This window comes from Luteimonas sp. S4-F44, from assembly GCF_022637415.1.
In the GTDB taxonomy this organism is placed as follows: domain Bacteria; phylum Pseudomonadota; class Gammaproteobacteria; order Xanthomonadales; family Xanthomonadaceae; genus Luteimonas.
Genome location: NZ_CP093340.1, coordinates 2145176 through 2169068 on the forward strand (window position 1 = coordinate 2145176; position 23893 = coordinate 2169068).

General features: G+C 69.1%; 17 protein-coding genes. 10 read left to right on the plus strand and 7 right to left on the minus strand.

Annotated features, from left to right (window positions below; translation table 11 throughout):
* Nucleotides 1–36: 36 nt before the first annotated feature.
* Both MNO14_RS09855 and MNO14_RS09860 read right to left on the minus strand, forming a co-directional pair.
* Nucleotides 37–834 carry a transferase gene (locus MNO14_RS09855; RefSeq protein WP_241943587.1) on the minus strand — a complete coding sequence of 266 codons (798 nt, stop codon included), beginning with the start codon at nucleotides 832–834 and terminating at the stop codon, nucleotides 37–39.
* Between the two features lie 32 nt (nucleotides 835–866).
* Nucleotides 867–1772: a 5'-nucleotidase gene (locus tag MNO14_RS09860; RefSeq protein ID WP_241943588.1), complete on the minus strand. Its 906-nt coding sequence runs from the start codon at nucleotides 1770–1772 to the stop codon at nucleotides 867–869.
* Between the two features lie 607 nt (nucleotides 1773–2379).
* Here MNO14_RS09860 and MNO14_RS16685 point away from each other — a divergent pair.
* Nucleotides 2380–4386 carry a glycosyl hydrolase family 18 protein gene (locus tag MNO14_RS16685; RefSeq protein WP_343226420.1) on the plus strand — a complete coding sequence of 669 codons (2007 nt, stop codon included), beginning with the start codon at nucleotides 2380–2382 and terminating at the stop codon, nucleotides 4384–4386.
* Nucleotides 4387–4453: 67 nt separating this feature from the next.
* Here MNO14_RS16685 and MNO14_RS09875 read toward each other — a convergent pair whose 3' ends face one another.
* The 3 genes from MNO14_RS09875 to MNO14_RS09885 form a co-directional block, all read right to left on the minus strand.
* Nucleotides 4454–5221 (minus strand): NAD kinase, encoded by a 768-nt coding sequence (locus MNO14_RS09875; RefSeq protein ID WP_241943589.1) that lies wholly within the window; start codon nucleotides 5219–5221, stop codon nucleotides 4454–4456.
* Between the two features lie 127 nt (nucleotides 5222–5348).
* Entirely contained in the window at nucleotides 5349–10271 is a 4923-nt protein-coding gene (locus tag MNO14_RS09880; protein WP_343226421.1) for an NAD-glutamate dehydrogenase domain-containing protein, read from the minus strand.
* A gap of 301 nt (nucleotides 10272–10572) precedes the next feature.
* Nucleotides 10573–11721 (minus strand): acyl-CoA dehydrogenase family protein, encoded by a 1149-nt coding sequence (locus MNO14_RS09885; RefSeq protein WP_241943591.1) that lies wholly within the window; start codon nucleotides 11719–11721, stop codon nucleotides 10573–10575.
* Between the two features lie 310 nt (nucleotides 11722–12031).
* On the opposite strand from MNO14_RS09885, the gene MNO14_RS09890 reads away from it, so the two are divergent.
* The 6 genes from MNO14_RS09890 to mtnC all read left to right on the plus strand — a co-directional run bounded on the left by MNO14_RS09890 (nucleotide 12032) and on the right by mtnC (nucleotide 17416).
* Nucleotides 12032–13534: an amino acid permease gene (locus MNO14_RS09890; protein WP_241943592.1), complete on the plus strand. Its 1503-nt coding sequence runs from the start codon at nucleotides 12032–12034 to the stop codon at nucleotides 13532–13534.
* 71 nt (nucleotides 13535–13605) lie between these two features.
* On the plus strand, nucleotides 13606–14913 hold the full coding sequence (locus MNO14_RS09895) for an amino acid permease (protein WP_241943593.1): 1308 nt from the start codon (nucleotides 13606–13608) through the stop codon (nucleotides 14911–14913).
* Complete coding sequence (locus MNO14_RS09900; RefSeq protein WP_241943594.1) at nucleotides 14910–15161, plus strand: hypothetical protein; 252 nt, start codon at nucleotides 14910–14912, stop codon at nucleotides 15159–15161. The genes MNO14_RS09895 and MNO14_RS09900 overlap by 4 nt, the downstream gene beginning before the upstream one ends.
* A 30-nt stretch (nucleotides 15162–15191) precedes the next feature.
* The gene (locus MNO14_RS09905) at nucleotides 15192–15836 is read left to right on the plus strand and encodes a methylthioribulose 1-phosphate dehydratase (RefSeq protein ID WP_241943595.1); all 645 of its coding nucleotides are present in this window, start codon (nucleotides 15192–15194) and stop codon (nucleotides 15834–15836) included.
* A gap of 109 nt (nucleotides 15837–15945) precedes the next feature.
* Complete coding sequence (locus MNO14_RS09910; RefSeq protein ID WP_241943596.1) at nucleotides 15946–16503, plus strand: acireductone dioxygenase; 558 nt, start codon at nucleotides 15946–15948, stop codon at nucleotides 16501–16503.
* Nucleotides 16504–16726: 223 nt separating this feature from the next.
* On the plus strand, nucleotides 16727–17416 hold the full coding sequence (gene mtnC / locus MNO14_RS09915) for an acireductone synthase (RefSeq protein ID WP_241943597.1): 690 nt from the start codon (nucleotides 16727–16729) through the stop codon (nucleotides 17414–17416).
* A 331-nt stretch (nucleotides 17417–17747) separates the two neighbouring features.
* Here mtnC and MNO14_RS09920 read toward each other — a convergent pair whose 3' ends face one another.
* Complete coding sequence (locus tag MNO14_RS09920) at nucleotides 17748–19013, minus strand: AraC family transcriptional regulator (protein ID WP_241943598.1); 1266 nt, start codon at nucleotides 19011–19013, stop codon at nucleotides 17748–17750.
* Here MNO14_RS09920 and MNO14_RS09925 point away from each other — a divergent pair.
* Nucleotides 18931–20079 carry an MFS transporter gene (locus MNO14_RS09925; protein ID WP_343226384.1) on the plus strand — a complete coding sequence of 383 codons (1149 nt, stop codon included), beginning with the start codon at nucleotides 18931–18933 and terminating at the stop codon, nucleotides 20077–20079. The two genes, MNO14_RS09920 and MNO14_RS09925, sit on opposite strands and share 83 nt — an antisense overlap.
* 126 nt (nucleotides 20080–20205) lie before the next feature.
* On the opposite strand, the gene MNO14_RS09930 is transcribed toward MNO14_RS09925, so the two are convergent.
* Complete coding sequence (locus MNO14_RS09930; protein WP_241943600.1) at nucleotides 20206–20712, minus strand: copper chaperone PCu(A)C; 507 nt, start codon at nucleotides 20710–20712, stop codon at nucleotides 20206–20208.
* A gap of 118 nt (nucleotides 20713–20830) precedes the next feature.
* On the opposite strand from MNO14_RS09930, the gene xseA reads away from it, so the two are divergent.
* Nucleotides 20831–22159: an exodeoxyribonuclease VII large subunit gene (gene xseA, locus MNO14_RS09935; RefSeq protein WP_241943601.1), complete on the plus strand. Its 1329-nt coding sequence runs from the start codon at nucleotides 20831–20833 to the stop codon at nucleotides 22157–22159.
* 82 nt (nucleotides 22160–22241) lie between these two features.
* Entirely contained in the window at nucleotides 22242–23891 is a 1650-nt protein-coding gene (locus tag MNO14_RS09940) for an acetolactate synthase large subunit (RefSeq protein WP_241943602.1), read from the plus strand.
* Nucleotides 23892–23893 lie beyond the last annotated feature (2 nt).

The following is a 23893-nucleotide window of genomic DNA, read 5'->3' on the forward strand; positions in this document are numbered from 1 at the left end:
TCGCGTGCGGCGAGCAGCGCTCAGATGGCGCGCTTTCTAGTTCCTGCTGCTCGCCGTGCCGGCGGCCATCGTCCGGTGCCGCACCACACGCGCGGCGATACGCGCGAACACGTCCGGCAACAATGCGCGCACCGGGCCGGGCACCCGCGCCACCAGTGCCTCGGCCTCCAGTGCGGGCAGCGGGCCCCGCCACGCGAACGCGACCCGGTTGCTCATCTTCGGCTCGTCGACCACCAGCACCTGCGCCTGGCCGAAGGCCTGCCGCAGCCGGGCCACGTGGGTCTCGGGATCGCGCACGTACAGATTGCAGGCCAGCACGCCGTCGGCGGCCAGCGCGTCGCGACAGGCGTCGTAGAACGTCTGGCTCGACAACGCCGCGGGAATGCCGTGTTCGTCGTAGCCGTCGACCAACAACAGGTCGAAATGGGCCGGACGCGATGCGACGAACCGCGCCCCGTCATCGATCACGACCTGAAGCCGCGCATCGTCGGCCGGCACGCCGAACTCCGCGCGCAGCGCGACCACGTGCGGGTTGTTCTCGACCACCTCGATCCGCGTGCCCGGAAGATGGCGATAGGCGAACTTCGCCTGCGAGCCCCCGCCCAGGCCGATCATGCCCAGCATCGCCGGCGCCGGTTGCCACAGCAGCGCGGCGAACATCGTGCGCGTGTAGTCGACCAGCAGCCGATCGGGATCGCCGCTGACCATGCGGCTCTGCGTCTGTCGGCGCACGAACTGTAGCGAAGTGAAACCATCGTGCCGGCGCACGTAGGGCCGCTTGGGTGCGCCGCGGCCACGCCAGTGCGCCTGCCATCGTGCCCACCACGGCCGCATCCCAGTGTCGTCCCCCTGCCCCATGCCGGCGCTCAGCGGTTGGACCAGCCGTGCGGCACATGCCCGGCGGCGACGTGCGGCCGCGCCGAATCGATGTTGTGCTGCGAATCGTCGAAGAAGATGTCCGCCCCGAACGCATCCAGGAACGGCCCCTTCGGCCGGCCACCCAGGAACAAAGCCTCGTCCAGGCGCACGCCCCAGGCGCGCAAGGTGCGAATGACCCGCTCGTGCGCCGGCGCCGAGCGCGCGGTGACCAGGGCCGTGCGGATCGGTGCATCCTTGCCGGCCGGATACGCCGCCTGCAGGTCGTGCAGCGCCGCCAGGAACCCGCGGAACGGGCCGCCGGTCATTTCCTCGCGCGCACGCTCGCGCTCGTGTTTGTGGAACGCGTCCAGGCCGCCTTCCTGCGACAGCCGCTCGCCTTCGTCGCCGAAGATCACCGCATCGCCGTCGAATGCGATCCGCAACTGGTCGTTGCGATGCGCCGGCGCGCGCGCCGGAATGATCGTCGCCGCCGCGATGCCGTTCTCCAGCGCCCGCCGCACCGAATCGGGGTTGGCCGACAGGAACAACTGCGTGCCGAAGGGCTTGATGTAGGGCCAGGTCGGCTCGCCCGAGGTGAACGTCGCCCGGATGATCCCCAGGTTGTGGTGCTGGATCGAATTGAAGATCCGCAAGCCCGTATCGGCCGAATTGCGCGACAGCAGGATCACCTCCACGCGCGGCGCGTCGGGCGGCGCGTCCACGTTCAGCGCCAACAGCTTGCGGACCAAGGGAAACGCGATCCCCGGCTCCAGCACATCGTCCTCGTGCGCCCGCTGGTGCTCGGCGTAGGCATCGATCCCCTCGCTCTCGAACAGCGTGTGGCTGTCCTCGAGGTCGAACAAGGCCCGCGAGGAGATCGCGACGGTCAGCGTGGGGACGAAGGTGTCGGGCATGGCAGGGTCGTGAGCTCGAAGGGGACGGCGCCTCCGCGCCAGCGGGGATCGTCGGACCGGCGGCAGGACCGTGCCACCGAACCACACCGCGGGCCGACCGCGCATTATGCCAGCCCAGTGCTGTGCCCCGGCCCCGCCGCCCTACCCGCTTGCTTCCTGGGGACATGCCGCCCTGACGTGTCGGGATGGTGGGGCCTCGGATCGGCCCCCGCTCGCTCCGCTCAACGCGCACCGGCCGACAAGCCGGCGCGCGCGGCGCGCACACAGCGATCGTTTTCGCTGCACCGCATCATGAATGCTGGGCGTTTTCAGCCCGCAATCCGCACAAGCGTGACTGCCCTCGCATTCCGGACATTCGGCGTTGACAACGTTGTCTTGTAGGGGGCAGATGAGGCCCGAGATCCTCTTGTCCCGACCTTGTACCGGTTTCCGCCGCCCCCTGGCTTGCAGGAGGCGGCGGAAAGGGCATCCGGTCGGCGCTGCGCTCCGCTCTCGGTTCACCGACGGCGGCTGGGCGCCGGCTTCACTCGGCATCGGAAAGGGAGACTTCATCATGATGCATCGCAGACTCGCCGCACTGTCGCTGTGCCTGCTGGCTTCGGCCGGCATGGCCACCAGCGCACAGGCGCAAACCGCCGCTTGCGCCGGCGTTCCCGCGTGGAACGCCGGCACCATCTACAACCCGGGCGACCGCCTGACCTACCAGAGCCGGCTCTACGAGGCCCGCACCCAGATCTGGAACGCGGCCCCCGACTACTGCACGTCCTGCGGCTGGTACCAGGACCTGGGGTCCTGCAGCGGCGGCACCGCCAACCAGCCGCCGACCGTTTCGCTCACCGCCCCGGCCCAGGGCGCGACATTCGCCACCGGCGCCAACGTCACGATCTCTGCAAATGCCAATGACAACGATGGCACGATCGCCTCGGTGCAGTTCTTCCGCGGAGCGGTGTCGCTGGGGACCGATACCAGCGCGCCCTACTCGTTGACCTGGCAGAACGCGACCGCCGGCCAGCACGTGCTGACCGCCGTGGCCACCGACAACAAGGGCGCGACGACGACCTCCAGCGCGGTGACGATCACTGTCGGCGGCGGCACCGGCACGGACACCACGGCACCCAGCGTCCCGACCGGACTGCAGGCGACGCAACAGACAGCCGCCAGTATCACGCTGTCGTGGTCTGCCTCGACCGACAACGTCGGCGGCAGCGGCGTGGCCGGCTACGACGTCTATCGCAATGGCCAGATCGTCGGCTCCCCCACCGCGACCGGCTACACCGACAGCCCGCTGTCGGCCAATACCGCCTACACCTATCGGGTTCGCGCACGCGACCGCAGCGGCAACGCATCGGCGTCCTCGCCCGAGATCGTGGCGCGCACCGTGGCGGCCAACGCCGGCGGCGGGGAGAAGCGCGTGATCGGCTACTTCACCCAGTGGGGCATCTACGGCCGCAATTACCGCGTACGCGACATCGAAACCAGCGGTTCGGCCGCCCGGCTCACGCACATCAACTACGCGTTCGGCAACGTGCGCAACAACCGCTGCGAGGTTGGCGTCACCCAGCCGGCCGACCCGAACACCGGTGCTGGTGGTGATGCCTTCGCCGACTACACCAAGGCGTTCTCGGCTGCCGAGAGCGTCGACGGCGTGGCCGATACCTGGGATCAGTCCCTGCGCGGCAACTGGAACCAGTTGCGCAAGCTCAAAGCCCGCCACCCCGGGTTGAAGGTGCTGATCTCGCTGGGCGGATGGACTTGGTCGCGCGGGTTCTCGCAAGCCGCGCGGCCGGAAAACCGGCAGGCGTTCGTGGCCTCGTGCATCGATGCCTATATCCGCGGCAACCTGCCGGTGACCGATGGGGCGGGCGGCGCAGCGGCCGCGGCCGGCGTGTTCGACGGCATCGACATCGACTGGGAGTATCCAGTGGCCTGCGGAATCGACTGCGGCACCGCAGAGGACCGGCAGAACTTCACCGCACTGCTGGCCGAGTTCCGCCGCCAGCTCAACGCCGTGCGGCCGGGCTTGCTGCTGACGGTGGCCGTGGGTGCGGGCGTCGACAAGATCCGCGTCACCGACCCGAACCTCTACCACCCGTCGTTGGACTACATCAATGTGATGACCTACGACTTCCACGGCGGCTGGGAGCCGCGCACCAACCACCACACGGCACTGTTCGCATCCCCGAGTGACCCGTCCACGGGCGATGTGCGCCGGTACAACACCGACGACGCCATCCAGGCGTTCCTGGACCTGGGCGTGCCGGCGTCCAAGCTCAACCTCGGCATCGGCTACTACGGGCGCGGCTGGACCAACGTCCCCAATGCCAATAACGGGCTGTACCAGACAGGCACTGCGGCGCCGGGCACGTATGAAGCCGGCATCGAGGACTGGAAGGTGCTCAAGACGCTCGGCTGGCCGCGCTTCGTCGATTCGACCGCGCGCGCGCAGTGGATCTACAACGGCACGACGTTCTGGTCGTTCGATGATCCAGCGCTGATCGCCGAGAAGATGGCCTACGTGAAGGCGCAGGGCCTGGGCGGCGCGTTCTTCTGGGAGTTCAGCGGCGACGACAGCAGCGGCACGCTGACGCGGGCGATCGAGCAAGGCCTACGCTGAGGCTGCGTCCGGCGGGTCCAGGGACGGACCCGCCGCACACAAGGGGCGCACTGCGCGCCCCTGTGGCTCACGCCACAAACTGCTCGCTGAGGATGCGTTCCTCGAGATTGTGCTCGGGGTCGAACAGCAACGTCACCGTGCGCTCGGATTCGCGCACGGTGACCTGCACGACATCGCGGACCTCGTGCGAGTCGGCGGTCGCACTGACCGGCCGCTTGTAGGGGTCGAGCACGCGGAAGCGGACCTCGGTCTCGGCGCGCAGGATGGCGCCGCGCCAGCGGCGCGGACGGAACGGGGCGATCGGGGTCAGCGCGACGATGCCCGCGCCCAACGGCAGGATCGGACCGTGCGCGGAGAAGTTGTAGGCCGTGCTGCCGGCGGCGGTGGACAGGATCACGCCATCGCCGACCAGTTCCTCCAGGCGCGTGACGCCGTTGAGTTCGATGCGCATGTGCGCGGCCTGGCGCGTCTGGCGCAGCAGCGAGACCTCGTTATAGGCCAGCGACGAGACGGTGGCGCCGGACTCGGTCTCGGCCAGCATTTCCAGCGGGTGCAGCACCGCGGGCTGGGCTGCAGCGATGCGCGCCAGCAGGTCGCCCTGCCGGTGCTGGTTCATCAGAAAGCCCACCGTCCCCAGCTTCATGCCGTAGACCGGCTTGCCGAGATGGCCGTAGCGATGCAGCGTCTGCAACATGAAGCCGTCGCCGCCGAGCGGCACCAGGACGTCGGCGTCCGCCGGATCGCACTGGCCGTGTTCGGCGCCAAGCACCTGCAGCGCCTCCTGGGCATCGGCGGTCTGGCTGGCGACGAAGGCGAGGCGGGGCGTTGCGGTCATCGGCGGGCCGGTGCGGAAACGTCGGCGCGCAGCTTAGCGCAGGTCATGGGGTGGCGGGTCGATACCGCAGCAGCGGATCGATCCCGCCTATTGAAAGGGAGGGCGCCTGTGCGCCCTCCCGCTGGCCTCAGCTGCGCTGGACGAGCTGGGAGACGCGCTGCACCGCGACCGACACGGTCGGGTAGTCGAGCGTCTTCTGCGCGGCGAGTTCGGCCAGCATCGCCAGCGTGAAGCGCAGTGTCGGATCGTCGCGCTCGAGCCAGGTGCGCACCTTCTCCTCGGGCGTGTCGCCGGGCATCGCCAGCACCTGGCCGACGAGCAGGCGATGCTGCTGGCCGAGATCCTCGCGCAACACGCCGCGCGCTACCGCGTGCCAACGGCCGTCGACCTCGAGCGCGTCGATCTGCGCAGTCAGCCACGGCAGGTTGAGCGCTTCGCCGAGGCGGAAGTGCACGCGCGCGACGTCGATCGGCTTGCGCCGTGTCTCGCTGGCGACCTCGATGATGTCCCAGGCCGCTTCCAGGTACGGCAGTGCCGCAAGCTGCTCGGCCAGGTCTTCCGGCACGCCCTTCTCGCGCCAGGTCTGCAGGCTGGCGTCGTGTTCGGCACGCTGGCTGTCGGCGATGATCTGGCTGCCGATGCGGATGGCATGGAAGCCGTCGTGGTAGCGCGCCACGGCCGTGGTGATGTCCGGGATCGCACCGGCGCGCGCCAGCAGCCAGCGGGTGAAGGCGCGCTGCAGGTTCCAGATCACCTGCAGGGCGTCAACCTGCACCGACTCGGGCACGCTGCCGTCGAGCGCATCGATGCTGTTCCATAGCGCGCGCGCCTCGATCGTCTCGCGGGTGATCGTGAACGCCTTGGCGACCTCGCCGGGCGAGCGCCCGCTGTCTTCCTGCATGCGCAGCAGGAACGTCGCGCCCATGCGGTTGATCATCTGGTTGGTCACCGCGGTGGCGATGATCTCGCGCTTGAGGCGGTGCTGCTCCATGGTCGCGGCGTACTTCTTCTGCAGCGGCACGGGGAAGTAACGCTGCAGTTCGCGCGACAGGTACGGGTCTTCGGGGATGTCGGAGGCGAGCATCTGGTCGAAGGCGACGAGCTTGGAATACGACAGCAGCACCGCAAGCTCCGGCCGGGTCAGGCCCAGGCCCTTGGCTTTGCGCTCCGACAGCTCGGCGTCCGAAGGCAGGAACTCGATCTGGCGATCGAGCAGACCCTGCGCTTCGAGCGTGCGGATGAAGTGGCGCTTGGAGCCCAGCCGCGAGACGCTCATGCGCTCCATCAGGCTCAGCGCCTGGTTCTGGCGGTAGTTGTCCCACAACACCAACTCGGCGACCTCGTCGGTCATCGAGGCCAGCAGCTTGTTGCGCGCGGGCACCGTCAGCTTCTTGGCCTGCACCACGTCGTTGAGCAGAATCTTGATGTTGACCTCGTGGTCGGAGGTGTCCACGCCGGCGGAGTTGTCGATGAAGTCGGTGTTGAGCAGCACACCGGCCTGCGCGGCCTCGATGCGGCCGAGCTGGGTCATGCCCAGATTGCCACCCTCGCCCACGACCTTGCAGCGCAGCTCGCGGCCGTCGACGCGCAGCGCGTTGTTGGCGCGGTCGCCGACATCGGCGTGGCTCTCCGACGACGCCTTGACGTAGGTGCCGATGCCGCCGTTCCACAGCAGGTCGACCGGCGCGCGCAGGATCGCCGACATCAGCTCGTTGGGGCTGAGCGCGGCGGTGTCGCCGTCGATGCCCAATGCCTCACGCGCCTCCTTCGACAGCGGGATCGACTTGGCGCTGCGCGGCCACACGCCGCCGCCCTTGCCGATCAGCTTGGGGTCGTAGTCCGCCCAGCTCGAACGCGGCAGCGCGAACAGCCGCTTGCGCTCGGCGAACGAGACCGCGGCATCGGGTGCCGGATCGATGAACACATGGCGGTGGTCGAACGCCGCCACCAGCCGGATGTGCTCAGACAGCAGCATGCCGTTGCCGAACACGTCGCCGGACATGTCGCCGACGCCGACTGCGGTGAAGTCCTGGGTCTGCGAGTTGCGGCCCATCGCCCGGAAGTGGCGCTTGACCGATTCCCAAGCGCCGCGTGCGGTGATGCCCATGCCCTTGTGGTCGTAGCCGACCGAGCCGCCCGACGCGAACGCATCGTCGAGCCAGAAGCCGTGCTCGCGGGCGATGCCGTTGGCGATATCGGAAAACGTCGCGGTGCCCTTGTCCGCCGCGACGACCAGGTATGGGTCGTCGTCATCGTGACGGACCACGTCGCGCGGCGGCGCGATCTTGCCGTCGACGATGTTGTCGGTGATGTCGAGCAGGCCGTTGATGAACAGCGTGTAGCAGGCCACGCCTTCGGCGAACAGCGCGTCGCGGTCGCCGCCGGCCGGCGGGCGCTTGACAATGAAGCCACCCTTCGAGCCGACCGGCACGATGACGGTGTTCTTGACCATCTGTGCCTTGACCAGGCCCAGCACCTCGGTGCGGAAGTCCTCGCGGCGATCCGACCAGCGCAGACCGCCGCGCGCGACCGGGCCGAAGCGCAGGTGGATGCCTTCCACGCGCGGGCCGTAGACGAAGATCTCGCGGTACGGACGCGGCTTGGGCAGTTCGGGCACGCGCGCCGAATCGAACTTGAAGGCGATCGTGTCGCGCACCGCCCCTTCGCGGGTGCGCTGGTAGTAGCTGGTGCGCAGGGTCGCGTCGATCACGCCCAGGTAGCTGCGCAGGATGCGGTCCTCGTCGAGACTCGCGACGCGGTCGAGCAGCCCCTTGAGCGCGGTGCGGGCCGCATCGTATTGCGCGTCGCGGTCCTGCGCGCGGGCATCGAGCACCGGCTGCAGCAGCGCCAGCGTGGCCTCATCACCCGACAGCGCGCCGAGCTGGTCCGACAGCGCCTTGACGCCGGCGGCGACCTGCGCGCGGCTCTCGCGGCCGGTGGCCGGATCGAAGCGGGCCTCGAACACTTCCACCAGCAAACGTGCAAGCAGCGGATAGCGGCCGAGCGTATCTTCGACATAGGACTGCGAGAACGGCACGCCGACCTGCTGCAGGTACTTGCAGTACGCGCGCAGCATCGCCACCTGACGCCAGTCGAGATCGGCGGCGAGGATCAGCCGGTTGAAGCCGTCGTTCTCGGCGTCGCCGCGCCAGACCCGATCGAACGCTTCGGTGAACGCGGCCGCGCGCGCGTCGATGTCGACGTTGGCGGCCAAGGTCTCGACGAAGAAATCCTGAATGAACAGCGTGGTGCCGTCGACGGTCAGGCGCGTCGGGTTCTCGGCGATGACCCGCAGGCCGAGGTTCTCCATCACCGGCAACACGTCCGACAGCGGCAGGTGCTGGCCGCTGCGGTAGAGCTTGAAATGCAGCAGCACATCGCCGGCCGACGACGTGGCCTGGGTGTAGAAGCTCAGCTGCAACGCGCCGCTGGCCTGGGCGGCGGCGAGCTTCTCGACATCGGTCGCGGCCACGGCCGGCGATGCGAACTCGATATAGGCAGCCGACAGGCCGCGGCCCAGGTGACCGGCCAGACGCAGGCCTTCGCCCTCGCCGCGGCGGCGCACGAGTTCGTCGCGCAGGTCGTCGTGCCAGTTGCGCACGATCTTCTGCAGCGCCTGCTCGAGTGCGGCCTGGTCGACATCGCCCTGCACGCCCGCGCGCGGGCGCACGATCAGGTGCAGCTGCGCCAGCGGCGACTCGCCCAGCACCACATGCGCATCGACGTGGTCGGCCTGCATCGTCTCGCGCAGCATGTCCTCGACACGGTGGCGCACGTCGGTGTTGAAGCGGTCGCGCGGGATGTAGACCAGCACCGAGTAGAAGCGACCGTAGCGGTCGCGGCGCAGGAACAACCGGCTGCGCACGCGCTCCTGCAATCCCAGAATGCCGGTGCCCAGGCGGAACAGCTCATCGGGCGTGGACTGGAACAGCTCGTCGCGCGGCAGGGTCTCGAGCAGATGCTTGAGGGTCTTGCCGCTGTGGCCGGTCGGCTTGAGGCCGGACTCGCTCATCACGTGCTCGAACCGCTCGCGCACCAGCGGGATGTCCCACGGCCGGCGGGTGTAGGCGCTGGACGTGTACAGACCGAGGAAACGCTGCTCGCCGATCACCTGGCCTTTGGCGTCGTAGCGCAGCACGCCGATGTAGTCCATGTAGCCGGGACGATGCACGGTGGAACGGGCGCTGGTCTTGGTGAGGATCAGCGCATCGACCTCGCCCGCGCGCCGCAGCGCATCGGCACCGAGCTCGCTGAGCGGGCGCGACTTGACCGTGGCCGGCGTGCGCAGCAGGCCCAGGCCGCTGTCGGCGACCGGCTCGAGCACGCCGTCGGCGCCCTTGCGGCGCACCTTGTACTCGCGATAGCCGAAGAACGTGAAGTGGTCGCTGGCGGCCCAGCGCAGGAATTCCTGCGCCTCGCGCCGGTTGGCGTCGGCGACCGGCATCGGCCGGGCGACGAGATCGGCGGCGACCTCCTGCATCTTCTCGCGCATCTGGCCCCAGTCGGTCACGATCGCGCGCACGTCGTCGAGCACGCGGCGCACCACCTGTTCGATCTGCGCGCTCGCTTCGGGCGTCTGGCGATCGATCTCCAGATGCATCACCGATTCGGCGTCGCCCTCGCCCACGCCGGTCAAACGGCCGTTGCGGTCGCGCGCGATGTGCAGGACCGGGTGCCCCAGCACGTGCACGCCGATGCTGCGCTCGGCCAGCGCCATCGTGACCGAGTCGACCAGGAATGGCATATCGTCGTTGACGATCTGCAGCACGGTGTGCGGCGATTCCCAGCCGTGGCTGTCCTGGGCCGGATTGAACAGCCGCACATTGGCGGTGCCCGGCTTGCGACGCGCGGCGAACTCGAACAGGTCGGCGGCCAGCGCCGCCCAGCCATCGGCACTGTGCAGCGGAATTTCGTCCTCGGTCATGCGCCGGTAGAAGCCTTGCGCGAACGCATCGGCGCCGCGGGCCGCAGCCTTGCCAGTGCGACGCCGCACCGCCGCGAAGATCGGGTCCAGCAGGCTGGCGCCGGCGGGCCGGGACGGCGCCGGCATGACGCTGGCGTCGCCGCCCTGCGGCTTGGCGCGCTTGCGCGGTGCCGGGGTCGCGGCGGCCTTGCGTTTGGAGGAAGGGGTACCGGTCTTGCGGGATGTGCTCATGACGACGATAGGTCCGATGCAATGAGGCCCGCGTTCTCACGCGGGCCGACAGGGAACAAGAAAACGACGGATGGCGGGCTGCACGCAGTGCGGCTGGCGTCGGGGTCGGGGACGACGGAAGCGGCCGCGCAGCCGTCGGGGCGGCGCGGACCGGTGGAGCAAACGACGGGCTTGGGGCGACGGATCACGAGGGCGCTCAGCGCAGACCGGTCTCGTTGCGGGCGATGACCAGCCGCTGGATCTCCGAGGTGCCCTCGTAGATCTCGGTGATCTTGGCGTCACGGAAATAGCGCTCGATCGGCATTTCCTTCGAATAGCCCATGCCACCGTGGATCTGCAGCGCCTGGTGGGTGATCCACATCGCGGTCTCGGACGCGGTGAGCTTGGCGATTGCTGCCTCGTTGCCGAAGCGCTGGCCCTGGCCCTTCGTCCAGGCTGCGCGCAAGGTCAGCAGCAGCGCGGCATCGAGCCGGCACTTCATGTCGGCGATCTTGGCCTGGGTCATCTGGAACGCGCCGATCGGCTGGCCGAAGGCCTTGCGCTCCTTGACGTAGGCGATCGTGGCCTCGTACGCGGCGCGCGCAATGCCGATCGCCTGCGAGGCGATGCCGATGCGCCCGGCATCGAGCACGCCCATCGCGATCTTGAAGCCCTGCCCTTCTTCGCCCAGCACCTCGTCGGGCTGGACGACGTAGTCCTGGAACTCGATCTCGCAGGTGGCCGACGCGCGGATGCCGAGCTTGGGCTCGGTCTTGCCGCGGTGGAAGCCGGCGCGCTCGCCGTCGACCAGGAACGCGGTGACGCCGCGGGCGCCCTTGTCAGGCTCGGTCATCGCGAACAGTACGAAGTACTTGGCGACCGGGCCGGAGGTGATCCAGCTCTTCTTGCCGTTGACCACGAAGCTGCCGTCGGCCTGCTTGACGGCGCGGCACCGCATCGCGGTCGCATCCGATCCCGATTGCGGTTCGGTCAGCGCGAACGCACCGATCTCCCGGCCCTCGGCGATCGCCGCGACGTACTTGTGCTTCTGCGCCTCGGTGCCGTGGGTGAGGATGCCGTTGCAGAACAGCGAGTTGTTGACCGACATGATCGTCGAGTGCGCACCGTCGCCGGCGGCAATCTCGATCATCGCCAGTACGTAGGCGATCGGATCCATGCCCGCCCCGCCGTACTCGGTCGGCACCTCGATGCCCATCAGGCCGTTCTCGCCGAGCAACTGGATGTTCTCCAGCGGGAACTCGCCGGTGCGGTCGAAGTGCCCGGCGCTGGGCACGATTTTTTCCTGTGCGATCCGGCGCGCGACGTCCTGGATCATCAACTGCTCTTCGCTAAAACCGAACTCCACGGCCGCTCCGCTTCTGCACCAAGGTCAGCGGGCAATTGTAGCGACGAACGCATCCCGACTGTGGGAGCGGACATTGCGCACTGCAGCATGAACCGCCCCGAATCCGTCCAGGACCGAGGGCCAGGCCGCCGCGCCCGTCCAGATCGAGATGCCTCGCCGGGCGGGCCGCACGGAATGCACCGCCGTTGCTTGTGCCGGAACGCTGCGTTTGGCAAGGTACGGCGATTCGCGGGGCGCATCGGGAAAAGGGGGTATCGGCAGGGAGCCGCCCGTTCGTGTGCCCGACCGACCGTCCAACCCGGGGAACCCGATGCTCAAGAACCTGCTGATCACCAAGCCCATCCAGGCCCAACCGCATGTCGACGCCGGGGAGCCGGTCGAAGGCGGCCTGTCGGGCGAAGCCAGCTTCAAGCGCACGCTCACCGCCAAGCATCTGGTGATGCTCGGGCTCGGCGCGGTCATCGGCGCGGGCATCTTCGTGATCACCGGGACTGCGGCCGCGAACCACGCCGGGCCGGCGATCATGCTCAGCTTCGTCATCGCCGCCTTCGCCTGCGCGATGGCGGGGCTGTGCTACGCCGAGTTCGCGGCGATGATCCCCGCTTCGGGCAGCGCCTACAGCTACACCTACGCCACCCTCGGCGAGGCCCTGGCCTGGTTCGTCGGCTGGAGCCTGGTGCTCGAGTACCTGTTCGCGGCCTCGACGGTCGCGGTCGGCTGGTCGGGCTACACGGTCAGTTTCCTGGAGTCGTTCGGGCTCCATCTGCCCGCGGCGTTGACCCAGGCGCCGATCAACTTCTGTACCCACGAAGCCGCACAGGCCGGCGCCTGCGAGTTCGGCCGGTTCGTGCTGACCGGCGCGTTGTTCAATCTGCCGGCGCTGTTGATCGTCGGCGCAGTCGGCACGCTGTGCTACGTCGGCATCACCCAGTCGGCCACCGCCAACGCGATCATCGTCTCGATCAAGGTCGTGGTGATCCTGTTGCTGCTGGCGTTCGGCGCCCAGTACGTGAATGTCGACAACTGGCTGCCGTTCATTCCCGAGAACCAGGGCGGCGACCGCTTCGGTTGGGAGGGCGTGCTGCGCGGCGCCTCGATCGTGTTCTTCGCCTACATCGGCTTCGACGCGGTCTCGACCGCCGCCCAGGAGGTCAAGAACCCGCAGCGCGACATGCCGATCGGCATCCTCGGCTCGCTGGTGCTGTGCACCCTGATCTACATCGCGGTCTCCGCGGTGCTGACCGGCATGGTGCCCTACACCGCGCTCGGTACCGCCAAGCCGGTGGCGACCGCGCTGGAGGCCTACCCCGCCCTGGCCTGGCTCAAGATCCTGGTGGAGATCGGCGCGATCGCCGGCCTGACCACGGTGATCCTGGTGATGCTGATGGGCCAGCCGCGCATCTTCTTCTCGATGGCCCAGGACGGTCTGCTGCCGCGCTTCTTCGGCGCGGTCCACAAGCGCTTCCGCACCCCCCACAAGGGCACCGTGCTGGTCGCCGCGGTCGCCGCGGTCATGGCCGCGCTGCTGCCGATCCAGTTGCTGGGCGATGTGGTGTCGATGGGCACGCTGGTTGCGTTTGCGACCGTGTGCCTGGGCGTGATGGTGCTGCGGCGCACGCAGCCGGGGCTGCACCGCCCGTTCCGCACGCCGGCCGTCTATGTCGTCGGCACGCTGGGTGTCCTGGCGTGTCTGGGGCTGGTGGCGATCATGCCGATGCTCAACTGGATGGTGCTGCTGGGCTGGACGGTGATCGGCTTCACGATCTACTTCGCCTACGGCTACCGGCACAGCAAGCTGCGCAACGCTGAGTGACTTCCACGGCCCGCATCGCGCGGGCCGTGTCGTTTCCGCCCCGGCGCCGCGCGCCACTGCGAGATCCCGCGATGTCCATTCCCTCCACGGCCAGGAAGATCGGACCGGTGCTGGCGACGTTCATGGTCGCCAACAACATGATCGGCTCGGGCTTCTTTCTGCTACCGGCCACATTGGCGCGCTCGGGTGCGGTGACCGCACTGTCGTGGCTGCTCGGCACGCTACTGGCCGTCGCGCTGGGCGGCGCATTCGCGCGCCTGGCCCGCCAGTACCCGAACCTCGAATCGCCCGACGACTACATCCGCCCGACGCTGGGCCGCGACATGGGCTTTCTGGCCTCCACGCTGTACTGGCTGTCGTCGTGGATCGGCAACAACGCGATCGCGGTCGCTGCATTCGGCTACCTGATCATCCTGCTGCCGATCGACGCGACCCCAGTCGCGCAGGTCGTCGGCCAGGTCGTGCTGATCTGGTCGATGTTCGCGCTGAACCTGTTCGGGCCGCGCACCATCGCGCGGTTCCAGTCGTTCTGCGTGGTGTTCGGCCTGCTGCCGGTCGCCGCAATCCTGATCGCCGGTTGGGCGCACTTCGATCCCGACCTGTACCTGGCCGGCTGGAACGTCAGCGGGCAATCGGACGCGGCGGTCGCGATCGGCTCGCTGTCGGTGGTGTTCTGGGCGTTCATCGGCCTGGAGACCGGGGCGATGGTCGCCGGCGTCGTCCGCGACCCCGACCGCAACGTGCCGATCGCCACGCTCGGCGGCATCCTGCTGGCCGGCGTCGTCTACCTGGTCTCCTCGGTGCTGATGATGGGCATCGTGCCGGTCGCTGAACTCGCGCAGTCGAGCGCGCCATTTGCGATGGTCGCCGGGCAGATGTTCGGCGCCTGGGCAATCCCGGTGATCGCCGCGGCCGCCGCGCTCAAGGCCACCGGCACGCTCGGCGGCTGGATGCTGGTGACCGGCGAGTCGGGCGCGCGCGCCGCCCAGCGCGGCTTTCTGCCGGCCATCTTCGGCCGCCTGCTGCGCAATGGCGCGGCCGCCACCGGCCTGCTGTTCGTGGTGATCTCGATGACCGCGATCGCCCTGACCACCTTCTCCGACTCGGTGGCGGGCCAGTTCGAAACGATCATCAACATGGCGGTGACCCTGGTGGTGATGGCCTATGCCGCCGCGGGCCTGAGCCTGCTGCTGGGCAACCGGACGCATGTCTCGGGCACGCGCGAGCGTCTGCTTGGCATGGGCGCCCTGCTCGCCTGCGGGCTGCTGGTCTGGTCGACGCCGATCGAGACGCTGATGGGCGCGGCGATCATCGCGCTGCTGGCCTGGGCCGGCTATCGCGGCTTCGGCCGCCGCGCACGGCCGGAGGCCGCACCGTGACCGCACCCCGCAAGGACGACTACTGGTTTCCGGCCAAGTCCTTCGGCTGGGGGTGGGGCCTGCCGCGGCGCTGGCAGGGCTGGGCGGTGCTGGCGGTCTACGCGATCAGCGTCGTCGTCGTGCTGCTGCGGTTTCCGCCCCAGCGCGACCCGGCGGCTTTCTTCGGCTGCCTGTCGCTGGCTACCGCGCTGCTGATCGCGACCTGCGCGCTCAAGGGCGAGCCAGCGCGCTGGCGCTGGCATCGGTGAACGGGACGGCCGCGCGGTAGACTCTGCGCCATGCCCGATCCGACGCTCCCCTTCGATGCCCACCGCCTGCGCGAACTCGCTGGCGAGTTGATCGTCAACGTCCGCGAACTCGCCCAGGCCGGCTGGACGCCTGCGACCAGCAGCAACTTCTCGCAACGCCTCGACGACCGCCACGCGGCGATCACCGTGTCGGGGCGCGACAAGGGCCGGTTGCAGGAAGACGACATCATGGTCGTCGATTTCGACGGCCAGGCCGTCGGCAGTGACCATCGGCCATCGGCCGAGACGCTGCTGCACACCCAGCTCTACCGCCGCTTCCCCGAGATCGGCTGCGTCCTGCACACGCATTCGCCCAACCAGACCATCGCTTCGCGGCTGTACGCCGGCGCCGGACATGTGCGCATCGAAGGCTATGAACTGCTGAAGGCCTTCGCCGGCAATGCGACCCACGAGACCGCGATCGACGTGCCGGTGCTGCCCAACAGCCAGCACATGCCCACGCTCGCCGCGCAGGTCGAATGCCTGCTCGATGCCGGCCCGATGTGGGGTTACCTGATCGACGGCCACGGTCTGTATGCCTGGGGCCGCGACATGGCCGAGGCGCGCCGGCATCTGGAAGCCTTCGATTTCCTGCTGCACTGCGAGCTGGCGCTGCATCGTCTGCGCGGTCGCTGACCTCACGATCAACGTGCGCGTGGAACGCCTGCGTTCCGCGCCCGTCAACGCCGGCGTCGGGACCAGCTGCTAGTCTGGCGCGCTCCCCTCTCGCCCGAGTCAGACCGCCATGAGCCGCCTCCGCATCTTCGCCGACAACGCCCCCGACACGCCGCTGTTCGACAGCCGCGACGGCGAGGAGATCGCCCGCGAGCTCGGCAAGCTCGGCGCGACCTTCGAGCGCTGGGAAGCCGCGCAACCGGTCGCCGCCGGTGCCTCGCCCGAACAGGTGCTGGCCGCCTACAAGGCCGACATCGACCGCATCAGCGCCGAGCGCGGTTTCACGACGGTCGACGTCATCAGCATCGCGCCGGACAACCCCAATCGCGACGAGCTGCGCAAGAAATTTCTCGACGAACATCTGCACAAGGAAGACGAAGTCCGCTTCTTCGTCGACGGCTCGGGACTGTTCACGCTGCACGTCGAAGACAAGGTCTACGAGATCGAATGCGTCAAGGGCGACCTGATCAGCGTGCCGCACGGCGTGACCCACTGGTTCGACATGGGCCCGGAGCCGCGCTTTGTGGCGATCCGTTTCTTCCAGCAGCCCGACGGCTGGATCGGCCATTTCACCGGCTCGGACATCGCCCAGCAGTTCCCGCGCTACGAGCCGGGCGCGCGCGACTGACGCGCTTCCCGAAGGCCACCGTCGCCCCGACGCGCGGCAGCCGGTGGCATCATGCCGCGTCCGTTTTGTCCGGGTGAGCGCGCAGCGCTGCGGTCGCCGTCCAGGCGGACGCAATGCGAGTGAACGCCCGGCCAGGGATGGCCGGGGCGGTGCAAACGGCAGGCGCAGATGTCACGCCAGGGACGGCCTCCTTCCAACACGCGCGCCAGGAGCGACAAGTCGCATGATCCTCACCGACATCGAAGGCACCACCAGCAGCATCTCGTTCGTCAAGGATGTCCTTTTCCCCTATGCCCGCCGCGCCCTGCCCGGCTTCGTCGCCGCACATGGTCAAGATCCCGAGGTCCGGCGCTGGCTGGATGCGGTGGCGACCGAACACGGCGCGATGTGCGATGACGCGATGATCGTCGAGACGCTGCAAGGCTGGATCGACGAGGATCGCAAGCACACCGCACTCAAGGCCTTGCAAGGCAAGATCTGGGAAGCAGGCTACCGCGAGGCCGACTTCACCGCGCACATCTACCCCGACGCGGCGCAGGCCCTGCGCCGCTGGCATGCGGCCGGCGAACGCCTGGCGGTGTACTCGTCGGGCTCGGTGCCGGCGCAGAAGCTGTTCTTCGGCCACAGCGATGCCGGCGACCTCACCGGCCTGGTCTCGGCCTGGTTCGACACCGAGGTCGGCGGCAAGCGCGAAGCGGCGAGCTACACGCGCATTGCCGACGCGTTGCACGAGGCACCGGCGGCGATCGTGTTCCTGTCCGATGTCGTGGCCGAGCTCGACGCCGCACGCGAGGCCGGCCTGCGCACGGTGCTGGTCGACCGCCTCGACGATTACCCCGAACCGCGCGATGCCGCCGCCGCGAACGGCCACCGCCGCGTGACGTCGTTCGACGCGATCGATCCGGCGGCCTGATCGCCTTCGTCTTGCGTCGGCGTACTGCGCGACGCAAGCACGTCGGGGGACGTTTGTTCGCGGCGGAGATAGAGATCGGACCCGATCGCTCCACCTGCAATCGCCACGTCCGCAGACAGACGCAGTGTCGTGGTCACCGCGCCGCGCTGTAACGCGAGCAATTCTCATTCCGTCACGCGTTGCGTGCGCTCGCTAGAATCGCTGCGCGCCGCAAGCCCGCTATCGCCAGCCAGCCGCGCACGACCCGCCCGCCAGCCCTCGCTCGCCAGCCGGTCCTTTCAGAAGAACCCGCGCTTGCGCGGGTTTTTCGTTTCGATCGACTGCACGCTGATCACGCGACTGCGTGGACGCCGCCATTGCGACTGGCGCCGGGTGGCTGGCCGATGACGCGCTTGAACGCCCGGCTGAAAGCCGCCTGCGACGTATACCCCAGACGCTGCGCCACGGTCTCGATCGGCAGCCTATCCTCGACCAGCCACTGGTTGGCCAGGCGCATCCGCAGTTCGGTGGCATAGCGCAGCGGCGGCGTGCCGAGCGTGGCCTGGAAACGCTCGGCGAACACCGAACGCGAGGTGTGGCATTGCGCCGCCAGATCGGCCACGGTCCAGTCGCGCCCCGGCTGGCGATGCAGGGCCAAAATCGCGCGCGCCAGCCGGGGATCGCGCAACGCGGCCACCAGGCCCGACGCGTTGTCGCAGCCGCATTCCACCCACCCCCGCACGATCATCGCCGCCACTGCGTCGGCCAGCCGCGCGAGAATGCCTGAAAAGCCGATGCGCGCAGCGCAGACCTCGCGCTGCATGGCCGCCAAGATGGGCATGAGGTCGGGGTAACGTTGGCCTGTGGCGTCGACCCGCATGACCTCGGGCATCAGCCGTCCCAGTCCCTGCATGCCCCCCAGATCGAACTGCATGCAGCCGTGGAACAGGACGGTGCCGGACCCGGTGTCGGACCCGGTGCCGGTGCCAGTGCCGGAACAAGCGACCACCGCACCAACCGCCTCGCCGAGCGGAATGGCATCGAGACTGCCGATGTCCTGCGTCGCAACGTCGGGACCGGACAGCAACTGGTGGCGGCTGCCCTGGGGCAGAAACACGGCATTGCCGGCAGACAGCGGATGCAGTCCGCCGTCCGCGGTGCGCAGCGCGGCCGAGCCGACGGCCAGGAAATGAAAGTAGGCATGCCCGGGGCTGGCGACGAAATCCAGACCGAACGGCGCCATCGCCTGGATGCGGCGGTACTGCACCCCCCGCAGCCGTATCCCGGTCAGTAGTTCGCTGATCAGTTCGGACGAAAGCGCGAATGGATCCTGCGTCGACATGCTGGGGTTTTGATCAAAGATTCGAGACTGAGCATCATAGATCATCCAGAACCCCGTCCCTAGACTGCGCGCTGACCCGATTCCCCAGGAAAAGTGCGAAATGAGCAGTTGCAGTTGCGAGCCCCTGGCCGACGCCGGCCCGGAGGACGCGGTCCCGACCTCGCCGGCCTGGATGGCGGTGTTCTCGCTTGCGATGGGGGTATTCGGTCTGCTGACGGCCGAGTACCTGCCGGCCAGTCTGCTGACGCCGATGGCCGCCGAACTGGGCGTATCCAAGGCACTGGCTGGGCAGGCGGTGACAGTGACGGCGGTGGTGGCGCTGTTCTCCGGACTGCTGGTGCCGGGCCTGACGCGCGGCATCGATCGTCGGCGGGTCCTGTTGTGCTTTTCGATGCTGATGATCGCCTCCAACCTCCTGGTGGCGGTTTCGTCGAATCTCACGGTCCTGTTGCTGATGCGCATCCTGCTGGGCATCGCGCTGGGCGGCTTCTGGAGCATGGCGGCAGCGGTGGCGATGCGCCTGGTCCCGGCATCGCTGCTGCCCCGCGCGTTGTCGATCATCTTCAGCGGCATCGCCGTGGGGACCGTCGTCGCGGTGCCGCTGGGCAGTTACCTGAGCGGCCAGTACGGCTGGCGCACCGCCTTCGTGGCGGCCGCCGTGGTCGGCGTGGCGACCTTGATGTTCCAGTGGTTCACATTGCCGCCTTTGGCGCCGCACAGGCCCGCGCGGCTACGCACGGTGCTCGAGGTGCTGCTGCGGCCGGGCATCGCGGTAGGGATGCTGGGATGCGTGTTGGTGCATACCGGCCATTTCGCGCTGTTCACCTACGTCCGGCCATTCCTCGAAGGCAGCACCGGTGTCGGCGCGAACGGACTGGCGTTGATACTGCTGGGGTTCGGCGCGGCCAACTTCGCGGGCACTCTGCTCGCCGGACGACTGCTGGCACGACGCCCGCGCGCGACGTTGGTGGCGATGCCGGCGCTGATCGGCATCGCGGCCCTGGCCCTGGTCCTGCTGCCGGCCTCGCTCGCCGGACAGACAGTGCTGGTGGCCATCTGGGGCGTGGCGTTCGGCGGCGTACCGGTGGCCTGGTCGAACTGGGTGACGCGCGCGGTGCCCGACCAGGCGGAAAGCGCGGGCGGCATGGTCGTGGCCTCGGTGCAATCGGCGATCGCAGCGGGCGCGGCAACGGGCGGCGCGATCTTCGGCCTGGGCGGCGCCAACGCCGTGTTCGTCGCCGGAGGCGCGCTGATGCTCCTCGCCGCAGCGTTCATTGCGCTGCGGGTACGGGTGGACGCCGTCGCACCCGGCATGGACGCCCGAGCGCCGATGCATCTGTGAATCGCGCCCGATCCCCCTGCCGACGCGAACTACAGGGCAGTCAGTACGTACCGACCGTCGCAAGGACGGCTCGCGCGAACAGCGCGCCCCGCTCTGCTTGCCGGGGCGCGCGACCGGGCGGCGCGGTCAGTGACCGCCGTGCGTGCCGGCCTCTACTTCGCCGGCCAGCGGGCGGACCTCGAAGCGAACCTGCTGCGTAGGTGCGTGCTCGAAGTGCAGCGTCGCCTCGACCGTGGCGCCGGCGCGCAGCGGCTCGACCGGGTCGATGAACATCAGGTGGTAGCCACCGGGGCGCAGCTCGACGTCCGTGCCGGCGGCCAGCGGGACGCCGTCGGGCAGTTCGCGCATGCGCATCATGCCGCCGTCGTGGCGCATCTCATGGATCTCCACCGCAGCGGCGGCGGCGCTCTCCACCGACACCAGCCGGTCGTCGGCGGCGCTGCGCAGGGTCAGATAGCCACCGGCCACGGCCGCATTGGGCGGGGTCTCGCGGATCCAGGGGTCGGACACCGCGACCTGGGGGGCATCTGTCGCGGCCGCCGGCGCGGCGGCATCGGGCGACGAAGGCTGGCAGGCGGCCAGGGCCAGGGCGGTCAGGCCGACGGCAAGAAGACCGAAACGGGAATGGCGCATCCGAGTACTCCGCTGCGACGCCTGCGGCGCCTGGCCGGCCATTATCGCTGGCGACGCGTATCGCGCCTGCGACCGGGTGTCGCAGCCCCGCGCGCCGCATGCCGGTATCCTTGTGCGCATGCACGATTCCGCACGCGATGTCCTGACCCCGAGCCAGCTCAACACCCTCGCCCGCGGGCTGCTGGAGGACAGCTTTCCCCAGGTCGCGGTCGAGGGCGAGTTGTGCAACGTCTCGCGCCCGGCGTCGGGACACATGTACTTCACGCTCAAAGACGCGCGCGCCCAGGTGCGCTGCGCGCTGTTCCGGCAGAAGAGCCAGTGGCTGCGCTTCGTGCCGCGCGACGGCATGCTGGTGCGCGCGCGCGGCCGGGTGACGCTGTACGAGGCGCGCGGCGACTACCAGTTGATCCTCGACACGCTCGAGGAGGCCGGCGAAGGCGCGCTGCGCCGGGCGTTCGATGCGCTCAAGGCCCGCCTGCAGGCCGAAGGCCTGTTCGAGGCCGAGCGCAAGCGTCCGCTGCCGGTGTTTCCGCGGCGGTTGGGCGTGATCACCTCGCCCTCCGGCGCGGCGGTCCGCGACGTGCTCAGCGTGCTGGCGCGCCGGTTTCCGCTGCTCGACGTCGAGGTGCTGCCGACGCTGGTCCAGGGCGTCGATGCGCCGGCGCAGCTGCTGCGCACGCTGCAGCGCGCCGGCGAGAGCGGACGCTACGACGTGCTGCTGCTGACCCGCGGCGGCGGTTCACTCGAGGACCTCTGGGCGTTCAATGACGAGGCGCTGGCGCGCGCGGTGGCGGCCTCGCCGGTGCCGGTGGTCTCGGCCGTCGGCCACGAGACCGACTTCAGCCTGACCGACTTCGCGGCCGATCTGCGCGCGCCGACCCCGTCGGCCGCGGCCGAGCTGCTGACACCGGACCGCGCCGACCTGCTCGGACGCGTGCGCCAGCTGCAGCGTCAGATCGATACCGTGCAACTGCGCACGCTGCAGACCTGTGCCCAGCGGCTCGACCGCGCGGCGCTGCGCCTGCAGGCGACCCGGCCACAGGCGCGGCTCGACGCCCTGCGCCAGCGACAGGACGCGGCGCTGCGCAGGTTGCAGGCCGCCCATCGGCAGCAACTGCAACAACGCCAGACGCGGCTCCAGCATGCCGGCGCGGTGCTGCGCGCGGCCTCGCCGCAGCGCCGACTCGCCCAGCTGCACCAACGCCTCGATGCGCTGCAGGCGAGGCCCCAGGCCGCGGTGGCGCGGCGACTGCAGCGCGACGCGCTGCATCTGCGCGGGCTGGTGCGTTCGCTCGAAGCGGTGAGTCCGCTGGCCACGATCGCCCGCGGCTACAGCATCCTGCAGCACGACGACGGCCGCATCGTGCGCAGCACCGCGGACGCCGCGCCCGGCGACCGGCTCGATGCGCGTGTCGGCGATGGCACGCTGCGGGTCGAGGTGCAGTAGCGCGACGCGGTCCGCCGTCGCCCGGCGATCACGCCCGGGCTGGCACCATACCCGGCGATCTGTCGCTGGAGTACGCGGACTGATGACCAAGGCCTCCGACCTGTTCGTCTCGGCCCTGGAGGCCGAAGGCGTGACCCATGTCTTCGGCATTCCGGGCGAGGAGAACCTCGACCTGCTCGAATCGCTGCGCGCGTCGTCCATCGAACTGGTGCTCACCCGCCACGAGCAGGCCGCCGGCTTCATGGCCGCGACCTGGGGGCGGCTGACCGGGCAGGCCGGGGTCTGCCTGTCGACGCTGGGCCCCGGCGCGACCAACCTCGTCACGCCGGCCGCCTACGCCCAGTTGGGCGCGATGCCGATGTTGATGATCACCGGCCAGAAACCCATCCGCACCAGCAAGCAGGGGCATTTCCAGATCGTCGACGTGGTCGACATGATGCGGCCATTGACCAAGTCGACCCACCAACTGGTCTCCGCCGACGCCATCCCCGCGCGCGTGCGCGACGCGTTCCAGCGTGCGATGGAGGAACGTCCCGGCGCCACCCATCTCGAACTGCCGCAGGACATCGCCGGCGACGACACCGATGCGCGCCTGTTGCCCGCCCCCTACACGCGCCGACCGCTGGCCGAGCACAAGGCGATCGCGCATGCCGCGGAGGCGATTCGCAACGCCCGGCATCCGCTGCTGATGATCGGCGCCGGCGCCAACCGCAAGACCACCGCCAAGATGCTGCGGGCCTTCGTCGATCGGCTCGGCATCCCGTTCTTCAGCACCCAGATGGGCAAGGGCGTGCTGGACGAGACGCACCCGCTGTGGCTCGGCACGGCTGCGCTGTCGGATCACGATTTCGTGCACCGCGCGATCGATGCTGCCGACTGCATCGTCAACATAGGCCATGATGTCATCGAGAAACCGCCGTTCTTCATGCACCGCGGCCGGCGCACGGTGATCCACGTCAACTACGAAAGCGCCGTCGTCGATCAGGTGTACTTCCCGCAGATCGAGGTCGTCGGCGACATCGCCAACACGGTCTGGCAGCTGGCCGAGGCGCTGGATGCGCCGCAGCCACATTGGGACTTCACATTCTTCGATCGCGTGCGGACCGCGCTGTGCCGGAACATCGCCGAACTCGCCGCCGACGACCGTTTCCCCGTACACGTCCCGCACCTGGTCAAGACGCTGCGCGATGCGATCGACCCGCACGACATCGTCTGTCTCGACAACGGCCTCTACAAGCTGTGGTTCGCGCGCAACGACCGTTGTCGCGCGCCCAACACCCTGCTGCTGGACAACGCGCTGGCGACAATGGGCGCCGGCTTGCCCTCGGCGATTGCGGCCAGATTGGTACACGGCGACCGGAAGATCGTCGCCGTCTGCGGCGACGGCGGTTTCATGATGAATTCGCAGGAGCTCGAAACCGCGGTGCGCCTGGCGCTCGACCTGGTCGTCATCGTGCTGCGCGACGATGCCTACGGCATGATCAAGTGGAAACAGCGGCACGAGGATTATCCGGTGTACGGCATGGACTACGGCAATCCCGACTTCGTGCATTACGCGCGCAGCTACGGCGCGCGCGGCCACCGCCCCGCCAGCGCAGCCGCCTTCGCGCATGACCTGCGCACGGCGTTGGACACGCCGGGCGTGGATCTGATCGATCTGGCGATCGACTATCGCGACGACGACGCCCTGCTCAACACCGAGATTCCCGCGCGAAGCGCTGCGATCGACTGATC